Source organism: Herbihabitans rhizosphaerae, from assembly GCF_004216555.1.
GTDB classification, from domain to species: domain Bacteria; phylum Actinomycetota; class Actinomycetes; order Mycobacteriales; family Pseudonocardiaceae; genus Herbihabitans; species Herbihabitans rhizosphaerae.
In genome coordinates this window covers 266,212-281,299 of sequence record NZ_SGWQ01000007.1, presented here as the reverse complement: position 1 = coordinate 281,299, position 15,088 = coordinate 266,212, and the positions used below count along the sequence as shown (strand labels likewise).

Annotated in this window: 10 protein-coding genes; 3 read left to right on the top strand and 7 right to left on the bottom strand. The window is 68.1% G+C overall.

The annotated features are described in order from the left end of the window. Positions 1 to 8 precede the first annotated feature (8 nt). Positions 9 to 566: a type 1 glutamine amidotransferase domain-containing protein gene (locus EV193_RS21765; protein WP_130346034.1), complete on the top strand. Its 558-nt coding sequence runs from the start codon at positions 9 to 11 to the stop codon at positions 564 to 566. A gap of 16 nt (positions 567 to 582) precedes the next feature. On the opposite strand, the gene EV193_RS21760 is transcribed toward EV193_RS21765, so the two are convergent. The 6 genes from EV193_RS21760 to EV193_RS21735 all read right to left on the bottom strand — a co-directional run bounded on the left by EV193_RS21760 (position 583) and on the right by EV193_RS21735 (position 9,635). After that, on the bottom strand, positions 583 to 1,764 hold the full coding sequence (locus tag EV193_RS21760) for an HNH endonuclease signature motif containing protein (protein WP_130346033.1): 1,182 nt from the start codon (positions 1,762 to 1,764) through the stop codon (positions 583 to 585). Positions 1,765 to 2,016: 252 nt separating this feature from the next. After that, the gene (locus EV193_RS21755; protein WP_130346032.1) at positions 2,017 to 3,033 is read right to left on the bottom strand and encodes a YdcF family protein; all 1,017 of its coding nucleotides are present in this window, start codon (positions 3,031 to 3,033) and stop codon (positions 2,017 to 2,019) included. Between the two features lie 39 nt (positions 3,034 to 3,072). Then, on the bottom strand, positions 3,073 to 4,281 hold the full coding sequence (locus EV193_RS21750) for an FAD-dependent monooxygenase (protein WP_130346031.1): 1,209 nt from the start codon (positions 4,279 to 4,281) through the stop codon (positions 3,073 to 3,075). Between the two features lie 116 nt (positions 4,282 to 4,397). Then, a complete protein-coding gene (locus EV193_RS21745; protein ID WP_130346030.1) occupies positions 4,398 to 5,069 on the bottom strand; it encodes a hypothetical protein in 672 nt (223 codons plus the stop codon). Positions 5,070 to 5,184: 115 nt separating this feature from the next. Further along, positions 5,185 to 9,126: an ATP-dependent RNA helicase HrpA gene (gene hrpA, locus EV193_RS21740; protein WP_207222738.1), complete on the bottom strand. Its 3,942-nt coding sequence runs from the start codon at positions 9,124 to 9,126 to the stop codon at positions 5,185 to 5,187. An 83-nt stretch (positions 9,127 to 9,209) separates the two neighbouring features. Beyond that, on the bottom strand, positions 9,210 to 9,635 hold the full coding sequence (locus tag EV193_RS21735; RefSeq protein ID WP_130346029.1) for an uL11 family ribosomal protein: 426 nt from the start codon (positions 9,633 to 9,635) through the stop codon (positions 9,210 to 9,212). Between the two features lie 246 nt (positions 9,636 to 9,881). Here EV193_RS21735 and EV193_RS21730 point away from each other — a divergent pair, with 246 nt between their 5' ends. Next, positions 9,882 to 13,100, top strand: a complete 3,219-nt coding sequence (locus EV193_RS21730) for an arabinosyltransferase domain-containing protein (protein ID WP_341273185.1) — start codon at positions 9,882 to 9,884, stop codon at positions 13,098 to 13,100. Positions 13,101 to 13,179: 79 nt separating this feature from the next. Continuing rightward, entirely contained in the window at positions 13,180 to 14,196 is a 1,017-nt protein-coding gene (locus EV193_RS21725; protein WP_130346028.1) for an alpha/beta fold hydrolase, read from the top strand. On the opposite strand, the gene EV193_RS21720 is transcribed toward EV193_RS21725, so the two are convergent. Then, positions 14,185 to 15,054 carry an esterase/lipase family protein gene (locus tag EV193_RS21720; RefSeq protein ID WP_130346027.1) on the bottom strand — a complete coding sequence of 290 codons (870 nt, stop codon included), beginning with the start codon at positions 15,052 to 15,054 and terminating at the stop codon, positions 14,185 to 14,187. The genes EV193_RS21725 and EV193_RS21720 overlap by 12 nt on opposite strands. Positions 15,055 to 15,088: the final 34 nt, after the last annotated feature.

Here is a 15,088-nt window from a genome sequence, read left to right as displayed (position 1 = left end):
AGAGCTGAATGCTCCCGACGATCACCGGCAAACGAGTGGCGTTCGTGGCCACGGACGGTGTGGAGCACGTAGAGCTGGAGCGCCCCTGGGAGGCGGTGCAGAGCGCGGGCGGTCAGCCCGAGCTGGTGTCGCTGAACAGCGGTGAGATCCAGACGTTCAACCACCTGGACAAGGCCGGCCGCTGGCGCGTGGACGCCGTGGTGGACGAGGCCAGCCCCGAGAACTACGACGCCCTGGTACTGCCCGGTGGTGTTGCGAACGGCGATTTCGTGCGCGCCGACGACCGGGCCGTGTCGTTTGTCGGCGAGTTCACGAAGGCCGGCAAGCCGGTAGCGGTGATCTGCCACGGCGGCTGGGTGCTCGCCGAGGCGAACGTGGTGCGCGGCAAGCGAATGACGTCGTGGCCGAGCTTGAAGACCGACCTGCGCAACGCGGGCGCGGACTGGGTGGACGAGGAGGTCGTGGTGGATGGCGGCCTGGTGTCCAGCCGCAAACCGCAGGACCTGGAAGTGTTCTGCGACAAGACGATCGAAGAGATCGCCCAGGGCATTCACGCCGTCGCGTAGAAGTGGTGCGCCACTTCTACGCGACACCGACGTGCATCGTGTTGCGGATGGGTTTGCGCTGCGGATCGACCCACGCTGGCGGAATGTAGTACGGGAACCCGCCGCGCATGATGATTTCCCAGTCTTGTTCGTGAATGATCGTGTGGTGGTATCGGCAGAGCAGGGCCATGAGTTCTGCTGAGGTTATTCCGCCCTCGATCCACGGGATGATGTGGTGTGCGTCGGTCCACTCCGGCGGCCGATCGCATCCGGGAAAGCTGCAGCCTTTGTCTCTGGCGATGAGCGCCGCCCGAATCGTTGCGGTGACGAGCCGTTGTTCGCGTCCCACGTCGAGTGGTTGGCCTTCACTGTTCAACACGATGGGTGTGATCCCGGCATCACACGCGATCTGCCGAATCGATTGTGGAGTGATGAACGCACCGAAGTCACCTCGGCCGAGCCCGATCTGGTCACGAAGTTGTTCGTAGGAAATCGTGACCGCGAGGTGCGGCCGCCGCCCGCCGTCTTGCGGAAGCGTGTCCGAGTTGAGGATGCGGTGCGCCAACTCGACCAGCGCGTCGGCCCACCGCCGTGCAGCGGAGCGGTCGTCGTCCTTCCCAGCTGGCTTCGCCAACGGTGACAGCGCGGCTTTCAACACCTCGGCACACTCGGGTGAGAGCCGCCCGCGCACAAGGATCGTGCCGTCGATGTCTTCGACCATGGAGAATTCCATGCGCTTGCGCGCGGCTTGTTCTTCCAGGACAACCTGTTCAGGTTGCAGGTGCGCACGAGTGCGGGTGGCGAGCTTGCCGAGCTTGACCGGGTCGAAGCGCTCGGCTTCCTCCACGAGCAGTTGCTCCACGTCGGCGTGATGCTCGACCGGGAGTTTGTCGATCGTGGCGCGCACAACCTGCACGTGATCTCGGCTGATCACCCCAGCGGCGAGCGCCTGCGCCGCCACGGGGAGCTGCGCCCCGATCGGCTGCCCGGTCAACGTGGTCGACCCGAACAACGCGTTCGCGTCAGCGACTCGCCGTCGTGCGTCTGCGGGTGTGATCCGCACGGTGTCCCGCAGGAATGACGCTGTGGAGTAGGCGCCCATTTCTTTCGCGAGGCCTTGCTCATGGATTTCGTGGACGAGTTGAAGTCGCTCGTATTCGAGTTGTCGAATATGGGTTTCGCGAGCCCGGAGCTCGTCGATTAGTTGTTGTCCCCTCATACCTCGATTCTACCCAATTCGATCGACCACTATGGGGTGAACAATAGGAGCAAGGTGGCGGCGCGGAACAAATGGGGCAGGCCCCCGGCCTGCCCCATGTTCGCCTGCCGTTAGGGCCGATCGAGGCTCGCAAGTCCAGGGCGAGGCCCTCCAGGGCCGAGTCGGCGAAGCCGACGCCGAAGGCGCCCTTGACTTGCGAGTATCGGCCCGCACAATTCCGCGCCGCCACACCCCAAGCCACAACGCCGAGAACTAAGACCAAGCCCCAGTATGCCAAGCCAGCAGAGGAAACACCAAAGCCACCAACAACGTAGACACACCCACCGGCACCCAATACTGCACCAACAAAGCAACGAATTCCCGCAACAAGGCATTCGGCAAGTAGTACCGCGCCGTCCGCGCCCCCCGCACGTCCGCCACCATCCCCGACCGCCGCGTCAGAATAGCCGCCCGCAACACATGAAAATTGCTCGTCACGACAAGAACCCGCCCCTCAACCCCCCGCTCCGCCAACAACGCAGCCGAAAACTCCACATTCTCCCGCGTAGAAGTCGACCGCCCCTCCTCCAGCACCGCCCCCGCCGGAATCCCCCGCGACCGCAAATAGTCCGCCATCACCCGCGCCTCCGAAGCCGGCTCATCAGCCCCCTGCCCACCCGACGTCACCAGCACCGGCTCACCCCCAGCAGCCCGCTCAGCCCGATACAACTCCGCCGCCCGATCAAGCCGATTCGCGAGCAAGGGCCGCACCCGCCCCTCCCGCACGCTCGCGCCCAACACCACGATCGCCCCGTGCCGACTCCGCTGCGGCATCCGCCCGTAGATCACCGAATACAACAAGAACGCCGTGAACAAGAACCCGATATAGCTCGCCACCATCACCACACTCGCGGCCGCCACCACCAGAACCACGCTCTCCGTGTCCAGCGCGAGCACCGCCACGGCGGCGAGCACCACGATCAGGCCGATGATCCCGAGACCGGTGATCAGCGTGAGCGCGTTGGCCGGCCGCCGCCCCTCGCGACGCAGCAGAATCCACCCGTTGGCGACCAGGAACGCGGCGAGCACCACCACGAACAACGGCGACCCCGCGAGCAGCACGGACACGACCAGGTTCCTGGTGTCGAAGTCGACCAGGGTCAGCAGCCACATTCCGAAGAACAGCAGGAACAGCAGCAGATAGATCCCATTGCTGAGCCGCCGCGGCTCCCGGTACAGCCGCACGAGCAGGACGGCGAGCAACAGCGCCGAGATGATCAAGAGCCCCACAGCCCGCCAGCCTATTCAGAATCGGGCCGTGCCGCCCGCTCAGCGACGTGCCGGCGTGCGGTAGTCCTTGAGCGTGATCCCGTTGCTGGTCTCCTGCAGGTCGCCGGTGAGCATGGTGCGCCACGGTCCGGCGAGCATCAGCCGCATGGTCTGGGTGCGCAGCCACAGCCCGGCGCGACTGCTCGGCAGGAACGCGCGCACCCCGCCCGGCATACCCTTCTGGTTGGTGCGCACGTATTCGGCCATCTCCCGCTGGTAGGCCGGGAACGCCACGGTGTGGTCGCCGCCCGCCGCGGCCAGCTCGCCGGCGAGCACGTACGCGCCGACCACCGCCATGCTGGTGCCCATGCCGATCGAGCCGGCGAACACCGAGTCACCGACCAGCGCCACCCGCCCGGCGTGCCAGGTGTCCAGCCGCACGATGCTCTCCCGGTCCAGGTAGAAGTCCTCGGCCCGCCACATCTGCTCGAGCAGCTCCGGCACGTGCCACCCGGCGTCGGCGTACACCTCGGCAACGAACCGCTTCTGCGCGTCGATGTCGCGGCGGTCGATCGGGCGCACCGGCCCGCCGAAGTACAGCAGCGCGCGGGAACGCTCCGTGTCCGTCAACGGGTACACGCTCGCCATCCGCGAGCGCGGCATGTTGTGCATGACCTGCCAGCCGGCGCGGTCGACGTCCACGTGCGCGCTGAAGATCGTCTTGTAGAACCCGCCGTCGGTGGTCAGCCCCGACTCCGGACCGAACGCCAGCGAGCGCACCACGGAATGCAGCCCGTCCGCGCCGATCACCAGGTCGAACCGGCGCGGATCGCGATTCTCGAACGTCACGTCCACGCCGTCGGCGTGCTGGGTCATCGTGGTGATCGTGTCGTCGAACAGGTACTCCACGGCACCCTCGGTGGCGCCGTACAGGATTCGCACCAGGTCGCCGCGCAGGATCTCGATCTCGGCGATCACACCGCCCGAGTCGCCGAGCAGGTCGGCGGGCATCTCGACCAGCGGCCGGTCACCGCCGTCCACGTGCACCATGCCGGCGGCACCCGTGTGGTGCGCGCGGACCTCGTCCAGCACGCCCATCCGCTCGGCCACCTCGCGCGCGGCGCCACGCAGGTCGATCGCCTGGCCGCCCGGCCTCGGCGCGGGCGCGCGCTCGACCACGGTCACCTCGAAGCCGTGCTCGGCGAGCCAGTACGCCAGCGTCGGACCCGCCACGCTCGCCCCCGAGACGAGCACCTTCTTGATCGCCACAACCTTCTCCTAGTGCACTCGATGTACGTTGTACGCGTCAACAGTATGCGCACAACGTACACGAGTACACAAGAAGGTTTTCGCAGGTCAGCGCGCTAGTACACCGTACGAGTGCACTAGGACGCGCAGGTGGCGGGGTCGGCGACGAGCAGCGGGTCGTCCCGCCCGGCCTGGCGGATCGGCGTGACGGACTGGACGGTCACCGAGTTGCCGGTCACCTTGTAGCTGGTCCGCTCGCCGTCGTAGCGCGGGTTGCCGGACGGCGGCCCCACGAGGTGGGCGTTCACGGTGACGAACTGGCGCCCGTCGTGGTCGGTCGCGCATGTGTACCCGGACACGGCGGCGATGCCGCCGCCCTCGAACACGTCGAACGGCCCTCCGGCGTTGGTGGTCAGCGGCACGATGCCGCGCACCTGGTCGAACTTCCACACGGTGAAGGTGAGCGTGTTGGCGCCGACCACCTTGGCCACGACCACCTCGTCCCGCCCGTCAGCGTCCACGTCGACCACGCGCGGCGGCTGCAGTGGCGGCGCGGTGTCCGCCTCGAACGACACGTCCAGCGCGTCCTCGGCGAACGCGAAGATGAGCGCCTGCCGGTTCGGTGACACCTCGTTCACGGTCACCGCGTTCGGCTTCCCGTCACCGTCCACGTCCGCGTACACGGTGGTCGACTCGTAGCCCGGCTCTTGGGCCGACGCGGTCCCGGACGCGGCCACGGTGGCCAGCGCGGTGCCGGCGACGGCGACCACCGCGCCGGCGGCTGCTATCCGAATTCCCTTGTGCGGCATGCGAAATCCCCCGACCTCGGACGGGCCTCCACACGATCGTGCGGCAGCCCGTTGCTTTTATGCCTACACTGGGAAGACGTAACGAACCGCGCCGAGGTTGCCCCACGAAAGTGGGTTATCGGTCAGCCTCGAGGTCGTCCATGGCGCGGTGGATCCGCTTGACAGAAACCGGGTACGGGGTGCGCAGGTCCTGCGCAAAATAGCTCACCCGCAGTTCCTCGATCATCCAGCGAATCTTGGTGAACCGGTCGTCGGCGAGCAACCGCTCGGGCAGATCCGCGCGCAGATCGTCGTAGTCACGCTGGACGGCGTGCACGTCGGCCATCCACCGCACGTCGCGCACCGCGTCCCGGTTCACCTTGTCCAGCCTGATCCGCGCGGCCTGCAGGTACCGCAGCAACTCCGGCAGCTGTTCGGCACCCGTGTCGGCGACGAACCCGTTGTACACCAGCGAATCGAGCTGCTTGCGGACGTCCGCGACCGCCTCCCTCGGACGGTCCACCGCGGACAGTTTGGCGCGCGCGGCGGCATCCGCGCCGAGCACGTTCTCGGCGTCGCGCAGCACCGCCTGCGCGGTCGGCACCAGGCCGGCGCGCACCACCGCGAGCAGCCGGTCGAAGCCACGCTGGTCCCACGCCGGCCCACCGGCGGCGGCGATGAGCGCGTCGGTGGCGCAATCGATCACGTCGTCGAGCAACGTTGCGATGCTGCCGTGCGGATTGCGCGACAGGACGAGCTTGGCCGACTGGTCCAGCCCGGAGATGAGCGCCTTGACCGGCGACGGCGTGTTGAGCAGCAGCAACCTCCTGGTGCCGCGCCACATCCGCCGCCGCTGCTCCACCTCGCTGGCCAGCACCCGAACGGCGACCGTATCCCCACTGTCCACAAGGGACGGATAGCCGCGGGCGAGCTGGCCGTCGATGGTGCGCTCGAACGTCTTCGGCAGCTCCCCGATCGTCCACACCGTCAACCCGGTGCGCTCGATACCTTGTGCCACACGGGAAAGCGCGGTGGTGCTGCGTTCGGCGAGCTTGCTCTTGAGCGCACCGAGGTCCTTGCCGTGCGCCAGCTCCTTGCCCCCGCTGGTGATCCGGTAGGTGACCTTCAGGTGCTCGGGAACGGCGTCCAGCCGCCACTCGCCGGTGGGCACCACGATCCCGGTCACGTCGGTCAGCGCACTGGCCACGGAATCGAGCACCGAGCCGGACACGTCCCGGTTTCCCAACTGCGCCAACACCTTCTCGGCATGCTCGGGCACCGGCACGAAGTTGCGCCGCAGCGCCTTGGGCAGCGACCGGATCAGCGCGGTCACCAGCTCACGCCGCAGACCGGGCACATGCCAGGCCAGCCCGTCACCGGCGACCTGGTTCAGCACCTCGATCGGCACGTTCAGCGTGACGCCGTCGTCGTCCGCGCCCGGCTCGAACTCGTAGTCCAGCCGCAGCGCGAGGCCCTCGGTGCTCCACCGGTCCGGGTACGCCTCCGGCCCGACCTCGTCGGCCGCCGCGTTGACCAGCATCGACCGGTCGAAGGTGAGCAGCTCGGGCTGCGTACCGCGCGCCTTCTTCCACCAGGTGTCGAAGTGCCGCGCGGAGACGACCTCCTTGCCCACCCGCTGGTCGTAGAACTCGAACAGGGTGTCCTCGTCGACCAGGATGTCCCGCCGCCGCGCGCGGTTCTCCAGCTCGCCGATCTCATCGAGCAGCTCCCGGTTACGGTGGAAGAACCGGTGCCGGGTCTCCCACTCCCCCTCCACCAGCGCGTGCCGGATGAACAGCTCGCGGGACACCTCGGGGTCGATCTTGCCGTAGTTGACCTTGCGGTTGGCCACCACCGGGAGGCCGAACAGCGTCACCCGCTCGATCGCGGCGACCGCGCCCCGCTTCTTCTCCCAGTGCGGCTCGGAATAGGTGCGCTTGACCAGATGCTCGGCCAGCGGCTCGATCCACTCCGGGTCGATCTTGGCGGCCAGCCGCCCCCACAGCCGCGAGGTCTCCACCAGCTCGGCCGCCATCACCCAGCGCGGCTGCTTGCGCGCCAGCGTCGACCCCGGCCAGAGCACGAACTTCGCGTTGCGCGCGCCGAGGTACTCCCGGCCGGCGGTGTCCTTCAGCCCGACGTGCGACAGCATTCCGGCCAGCAGCGACTGGTGGATCCGGACCGCGTCCGGCTCCTCGGCGATCTGTCCACTGTGGACCTTCACGTCCACGGTGGCGGCCACCTGACGGAGCTGACTGACCAGGTCCTGCCACTCGCGCACCCGCAGGTAGTTCAGGAACTCCGTGCGGCATAGCTTGCGGAACTGGTTGGAGGACAAGGCTTTCTGCCGCTCGCGCAGGTACCGCCACAGGTTCAGGTAGCCGATCAGGTCCGAGTCCGGGTCGGCGAACCGGGCGTGCTTCTGGTCGGCCGCCTGCTGGTGCTCGGCCGGCCGCTCGCGCGGGTCCTGGATGGACAACGCGGCGGCGATCACCATCACCTCGCGAGCGCACCCGTTGCGATCCGCCTCCAGCACCATGCGCGCGAGCCTCGGGTCGATCGGCAACGCGGAAACCTTGCGCCCCAACGGAGTCAGCCGCAAACCGTCCGCTGTGGACTTCGCGGTGGATTGCTCCAGCGCGCCCAGCTCGTGCAACAGTGCGATTCCGTCGTTGATGTTGCGCGCATCGGGCGGCTGCACGAACGGGAACGCGGCGATGTCGCCCAGTCCGATCGCGGTCATCTGCAGGATCACCGACGCGAGGTTGGTGCGCAGGATCTCCGGGTCGGTGAACTCGGGCCGCGCCTCGAAGTCCTCCTCGGAGTACAACCGGACGCAGATGCCGTCCGAGGTGCGGCCGCAGCGGCCCTTGCGCTGGTTCGCCGAGGCCTGCGACACCGGCTCGATCGGCAGCCGTTGCACCTTGGTTCTGTTGCTGTAGCGGGAGATCCGCGCCGTGCCGGGGTCGATCACGTACTTGATGCCCGGCACGGTGAGCGAGGTCTCCGCGACGTTGGTGGCCAGCACGATCCGCCGGCCGGCGTGCGGCTGGAACACCCGGTGCTGCTCGGCCACCGACAGCCGCGCGTACAGCGGCACGACCTCGGTATTGCGCAGATTGCGGGCGTTCAGCGCGTCCGCGGTGTCCCGGATCTCGCGCTCGCCGGACAGGAACACCAGCACGTCGCCCGGCGCCTCGCCGGCCAGCTCGTCCACCGCGTCGGAGATCGCCTGCGTCTGATCGCGTTCGACGGCGATGGTCTCCTCGCCGTCCGAGTACTCCTCGACCAGCGGGCGGTAGCGCACCTCGACGGGATACGTCCGGCCGGACACCTCCACGATCGGCGCGTCCCCGAAGTGCTGGGAGAACCGCTCCGGGTCGATCGTGGCCGAGGTGATGATCACCTTCAGGTCCGGCCGGCGGGGCAGCAACTGCTTGAGATAGCCCAGGATGAAGTCGATGTTGAGGCTGCGCTCATGCGCCTCGTCGATGATCAGCGTGTCGTACTGGTGCAGGTTCCGGTCGTGCTGCAGCTCGGTCAGCAGGATGCCGTCGGTCATCAGCTTGACCAGCGTGTTGTCGCCGATCTTGTCGGTGAACCGGACCTTGAAGCCGACCGCCTCGCCGAGTTCGGTGCCCAGCTCCTCGGCCACCCGGTCGGCCACCGTGCGCGCGGCGAGGCGCCTGGGCTGGGTGTGCCCGATCGTGCCGAGCACTCCCCTGCCCAGTTCGAGGCACATCTTGGGCAACTGAGTGGTCTTGCCCGAGCCGGTCTCACCGGCGACGATCACGACCTGATGGTCCCGGATCGCGGCCTTGATCTCCGCGCGCCGTGCGGCGATCGGGAGCTGCTCTGGGTAGGTGATCTTCGGTAGCGCGGCCCGCCGGCGCCGCACCCGCTGCTCGGCCTGCTCCACGTCGGCGGTGATCTTCGCCAGCGTGCCGGCACGCTTGCCGTCGTCGCGAATCTTGCGCGCGCCCTCGAGCCGGCGCCGCAGCCGCACGCGGTCGCGCGACATCAGCTCGGGCAGGCGCGAGCGCACCTGCCCGAATTCGTCGTGCTTCGGAGAACCCATTTGTGTCAAGGGTATTCGTGTTCAAGTAGCAAGAACCCCGGCAGCCGGGAAGCTACCGGGGTTCTCGTGCGTCAGCGAGTGAATTAACCGACCTGCACGCCCATCGAGCGAGCGCAGCCGGCCACGATCTTCATCGCGCCTTCCACGTCGGTGGCGTTCAGGTCGGGCATCTTGCGCTCGGCGATCGCCTTGACCTGGTCCTGGGTCAGCTTGCCCGCGGTCTCGTGCCCCGGCTTCTGGGAACCAGACTTCGCGCCGAGCGCCTGACGGATCAGGAAGCTCGTCGGCGGCGTCTTGTAGCGCAGCGAGTGGCTGCGGTCCTCGTAGACGGAGACCACGACGGGGAGGATCTCGCCGCGGTGCGCGGCGGTCGCCTCGTCGTACTCGAGCTTGACCGCGCGGGTGTTGACGCCAGTCGGGCCGAGCATCTTGCCCAGGTCGACCATGGCGGCGTTTCCGGCCTCCAGCTCCAGGGTGACCTCGAACGTCTTCTTCTGCTTCGGTGGCATCTCAGCGGTCCTTGTTTGTACGTCTCGTCCGTGTCGCCAGCCGGAGCCGCACACCGTCGAACCAGCGGAGAATGCCGGAGTCTTTCGATGAGGCGCCGGGCGGCCTTACACGATGGGCTCACGCCCTAGCGAGAACAGGCTAACAGAGCACGCCCCTGCCGTTCGCGCCGGTACAGGGCCGGTCCGAACACCCTCTTACCTACCTGCCTGTCAAGCGCGAACCACCCCTCCGTTAGCGTGATTCGAGTGTCGGCTCCTCCACGTGGTTCAGCTGCCTCGGACGAGGCGGAGAACGCGCCGGGTGAACGCGATGGCGACGACAAGTCGTCGGTGCGGTCCGGAACGCGTCGCAAGCGGCTTCTGGCCGCGTTCCTCGGGATCTTCTCCGGTTTGTGCGCTCTGGCCGTGCCGTTCCTGCCGGTCGTGCACGAGACGGCGCGGATCACCTGGCCTACGGCTGGTGACACGACGCCGGTGAACGCGCCGTTGGTGGCGTACTGGGCGCAGGATCTGACCGCGGAGTTCCCGTGCGCGACGATCCAGAACCTGGACCGGCGCACGCCGAGTGAGAGTTCGGTGCTGTTTTCCACCACGCCCAAGGAGCGCAACGTCTACGGCGCCGGCATGCAGCTGGACGTGGACGGCGGCAAGTTGGTGGTGGTCAACCGGGGTGAGCGGCTCAAGGAGCAGCCGCTGCCGGCCACGGGTTGTGATCTGCGGCTGACCTCGACCAGTAGCGCCACGAAGATCACCATGGGTGACTTCACGGTGTGGGAGGCCTCCGGTGACGTGCGCCCGCGCATCGTGGGCATCTACACCGACATCGACGCGGCGAGGGGCGATCCGGCAGCGGGCCTGAGCGTGGACATCACGCCGGACACCCGCTATCAGTCGCACGCCACGCTGCTCAAGGTCGTCGCGATCATCTTCGCCGTGCTGGCCGGTCTCGGCTGTCTGCTGGTGGTGTGGCGGCTGGACTCCGCCGTGGCCCGCAGAGCGCCGCGCTGGCTGCCGACCAAGTGGTGGCGCCCGACCTGGCGCGACGTGACCGTGGTCGGCGTGCTCGGCCTGTGGGTGATCATCGGGCCGGTCACCGCGGACGACGGCTACACGTTGACCATGTCCCGCGTTCTCGAGGACGCGGGCTATATGACCAACTATTACCGATGGTATGGCGTCGCGGAGGCGCCCATCGGTTGGTATTTCCACCTGCATCAGTTGATGCAGTACATCTCCACCTCACCACCGTGGATGCGGCTGATTCCGTTCGTCATCGGGGTCGCGAGCTGGGTGTTGATCAGTCGTGAGGTGATGCCGCGGCTGGGCAAGAACGTGCGGCTGTCCCCGGCGGCCGGGTGGGCCGCCGCGGCCGTGTTCCTGGTGTGGTGGCTGCCCTACAACAACGGTCTGCGCTCCGAGCCGGCCGCCGCGGTCGGTGTGCTGCTGGTGTTGTGCGCGGTGGAACGAGCCGTGGTGACCCGGCGGATCCTGCCCATCTGTCTGGGTCTGATCGCCGCCGCGTTCTCCGTGGCGGCCACGCCGACCGGTGTGATCGCGGTGGCGCCGTTCCTGGTCGCCGGGCGCCCCCTGTTCAAGCTGGTGCGCAGCCGCGCCCAGCAGCAGGGCGGCTGGCTGCCCGTACTCGGGCCGATCTTCGCCTCCGGGTTCCTGGTGCTCGTGGTGATCTTCGCCGATCAGAGCTTCGCGTCGGTGTCCGAGGCGACCCGCCTGCGCACCACGGTCGGCCCGGCGCTGTCCTGGTTCCAGGAGCTGGAGCGCTACCAACTGCTGTTCAGCCAGTCCGCGGACGGCGCGATCGCCCGCCGGTTCCCCGTGCTGCTGCTGTTGCTCTGCGCGGCGACCTGCATGGTGGTGCTGCTGCGCCGCGGCCGGATCCAGGGCGCCTCGCTGGGCCCGAGCCGCCGGCTGATCGGCACGGTCGGGGTGTCGTTCCTGATGCTGGCGCTCACCCCGACCAAGTTCACCCACCACTTCGGGGCGTTCGCCGCACTGGGTGCCGCGATGGGCGCACTCACCGCGCTGGCGATCTCCTCGACAGTGCTGCGCTCGACTCGCAACCGCACCGCGTTCCTGTCCGCGCTGCTGGTGATCGCCGCGCTCGCGACCACCGGTCCGAACGCGTACTGGTACGTGTCGCAGTTCGGTGTGCCCTGGTTCGACAAACCGCCGTCGTTCAAGGGCATCTCCCTGTCCACGGTCCTGCTGGCCGCGGCCGGGGTCACCGCGATCATCGCGTTCGTGGAGAACGTGCGCGCCGAACGACCCGGCGCGCCACCCGAACCACCCGAACGCAGCGGCAGAGCCCTGCGCCTCGGATCGGCGTCACTGGTGATCGTGTGCGGTCTGGTGGTGCTCGGTGAGTTCGCCAGCATGGCCAAGGCGATCCACAAGCAACGCGACAGCTACAGCCTCGGCGCCGCGAATGTGCGGCACCTGTCCGGCGGCACCTGCAACATGTCCGACTACATCCGCGTGGAGAAGGACCCGGCATCCCGGGTGCTGCGGCCGCTGCCGGACAACGAGCAGACCACCAAGCCCAAGGAGCCGAAGGAGCCGCCGCCGCAGCCGCCGGGCCAGCCCCCGCTGCCGCCCGAGTCGACCGACAACGGGCCGGCGATGACCGGGTTCCACCCGATCGCCAGCGAGAGCAGCGACCCGATCGTCAAGCCGCCGCACGACTTCCAGCACAACACCGTGCTGATGTGGAGCAGCTACTCCGGTCAGAGCCTGGTCGGCAAACTGCGCACACCATGGTTCGCCCTGTCCAAGGAGGACCTGACCAAGCAGATCGTGATGGCGATCGCCGGCGAGACGGGCACCGGGATCACGCTCAACGCCGAGTTCGGCAAGCGCGGGCCACAGGGCTTCGAGGTGGTCAAGTCCATCCAGGTCCGCTCGCCGCGCGACCCGGTCAGCGTGTGGCGGGACAACCGGCTCGACCTGGGCGGCGTGGTGCCACCCGACGTCGAAGCCGTGCGGCTGACCGCCGAGGACAACGACCTGCGCACCGGCGGATTCATGGCGGTGACCGCACCCCGCGTGCCGGAGCTGACCTCGCTCACCGAGCGGCTCAAGGGCAAGCCGGTGTACATGGACTGGCCGGTGTCGTTCGTACACCCGTGCCTGTCCCCCGCCAAGTTCCGCGACGGCATCATGGAGGCCCCGGAGTACCGGATCACCGCCGGCACCATGGTGGACAGCGACATCTGGTCCAACGCCAAGGGCGGCGGTCCGACCGGCCTGCTCGAGGAGACCTACCAGATGCCGGAGATCCCCACCTTCCTGGTCGGCGACGAAGGCCGCGACTGGGGCGAGCTGCGCCAGCTCAAGCCGTACGACGAGGCGGCGAAGGCGCCGACCGTGGTGCGCGGCAGCGAGGTGCGGTCCGGGCTGTGGGCCCCCGACAAGGGCCCACAGCAGGCACGGCCGGCCGACAAGTGGTGATGGTGTTCCGCGGTCGTTCACAGAGAACTCTCAGAACGGCCGCAGAACACCGTGAGAACGCCGTGATGTCCTTGAGGGCATGAACAGAAAAATCGCGCGCGTCGTCGTCGCTGCCGTCGTACTGATGTTTCTCACGTCGAATTCGGCAGTGGCGGCGCCGACGGGACAATGGGAAACGCGTTGCACGGCGCATCGGCTCGCGGGAGAGCGAATCCATGGCGAACTGTGTTTCCGAGGCAGGCTGACCGCGGATACCCCGATTCAGATTCTGCTGCACGGTGGCACCTATGATCGCGCCTACTGGGACTGGCCGTACGAGCCGCGCAGGTACTCCTACGTCGAGAACGCCACGCGGCGCGGGTTCGCCACGCTGAACCTCGATCGGCTCGGCTACGGCGGAAGCGACCATCCCGACCCCACGACCCTCGACTTCACCGCGGGAGCGGACGCCGTGCACCAGGTCATCGACGAGGTGCGCGGCGGCGCGCTCGGCCCGTCCTTCACCACGGTCGTGCTCAACGGGCATTCGATGGGTGGAATCGTAGCGCTGAACGCGGCGGCACGAGGTGGCGCCGACGCCGTCATCGTGAGCGGAATACCGCGGAATCCGGAAACGCGCGGCAATACCGCGAGCACCGATCCCCTGTTTCCCTTCTATCCGGCGGAGCAGGACCCGAAGTTCGCCGGAAACGGGTGGGCGCCCGGTTATCTCACCACCCGACCTGGCACCCGAATGGACGCGTTCCATTACCCGGGCACCTACGAGCCCGCGATCGCCCGGCTGGAGGAATCACTCAAGGACACCCTGACCGTCGCGGAGCTCTGCTCGCTGCGGCCCTGCGGATCGGCGCCGCCGCGCCAGCAGGCCACCGCGCCGGCGACCGTGCCGGTCCTGCACGTGCTCGGCCGCAACGACATGATGTTCTGCCGGACGACCGGGGACTGCGCGACCGACCCGGGCGCCGGCGACACCGAGCACCTGATTGACGGCAGTGGGCACTCGATCAATCTGAGCCGGGGCGCGCCGGAGTTCTACCGGCTCACGTTCCGCTGGCTGACTCGGCAGGGCATCGCGCCGTCCCGATCAGCCGGGTGAGCCGACCGAGCACGGGTTGATCGGCGTGGCGTTGGCCGGATCGAGGGCGTTGCGCACCAGGTGCCAGACGTTGGTGTCATACGCCTCGCCGATGTGGCCGACCGGGTCGAGCGGGCAGAAGTCCTGCACGTACTGGTTGGTCACGCCGGGCTCACGCACGAACGACGTCTCGGTCGGGGTCACCATCTCGTCGTAACGCGAGGTGATGATCGTGTAGGTGACGCCCGGCCGGGTGATCGGCCCGTCGTTGAGCACCTTCACGGCGCGGCCGTCCGGGCCGAGGTCGGTGCACGCCGGACAGCCGAACAGCCGCAGCACCTGGTCGATCAGCTCGCGTGACACCGATCCGAACAGGTAGGCCAGCTTGTACAGGCCGCCGAACGTGGTGCCGTGGGTCGGCGGCGCGATCGCCACGACCTTGTCGATCAGGTGCGAGATGCCCTGCGTCTTGGTCACGTACAGCGACTGGAATCCGCCCTCGGAATGCCCGACGATGTCGACCTTCTGCGCGCCGGTCGCCTTCGCGACGCGCTGGACGAACGCCTTGATCTCCGGCGCCGAGTCGGCGATGGCACGCAGGCCGCCGACGAACGGGAATCCCGGGTAGGCGCCGTAGGTGAGCGAGAAGGTGCACCAGCCGCGCTGGGCCAGATCGGCCTGCAGGAAGTTCAGATCCTCGTAGTAGGTGGCGCCGAGGCCGTGCAGCACCACGACCGGCCGAGGATGCTCCGGACTCAGCCGGCAGGAGAAGTCGTTGTCGCCCCCACCGGGATCCCCGCCGGGAGCTGCCGCCGAGCTGGTCACGCCGACCGCCAGCAGACTCAGTACCGCGAAGAGGACCGTGATCGTGCGACGCATCCGCCCACCTCCAGGGCCATTCGATACCTGCCGG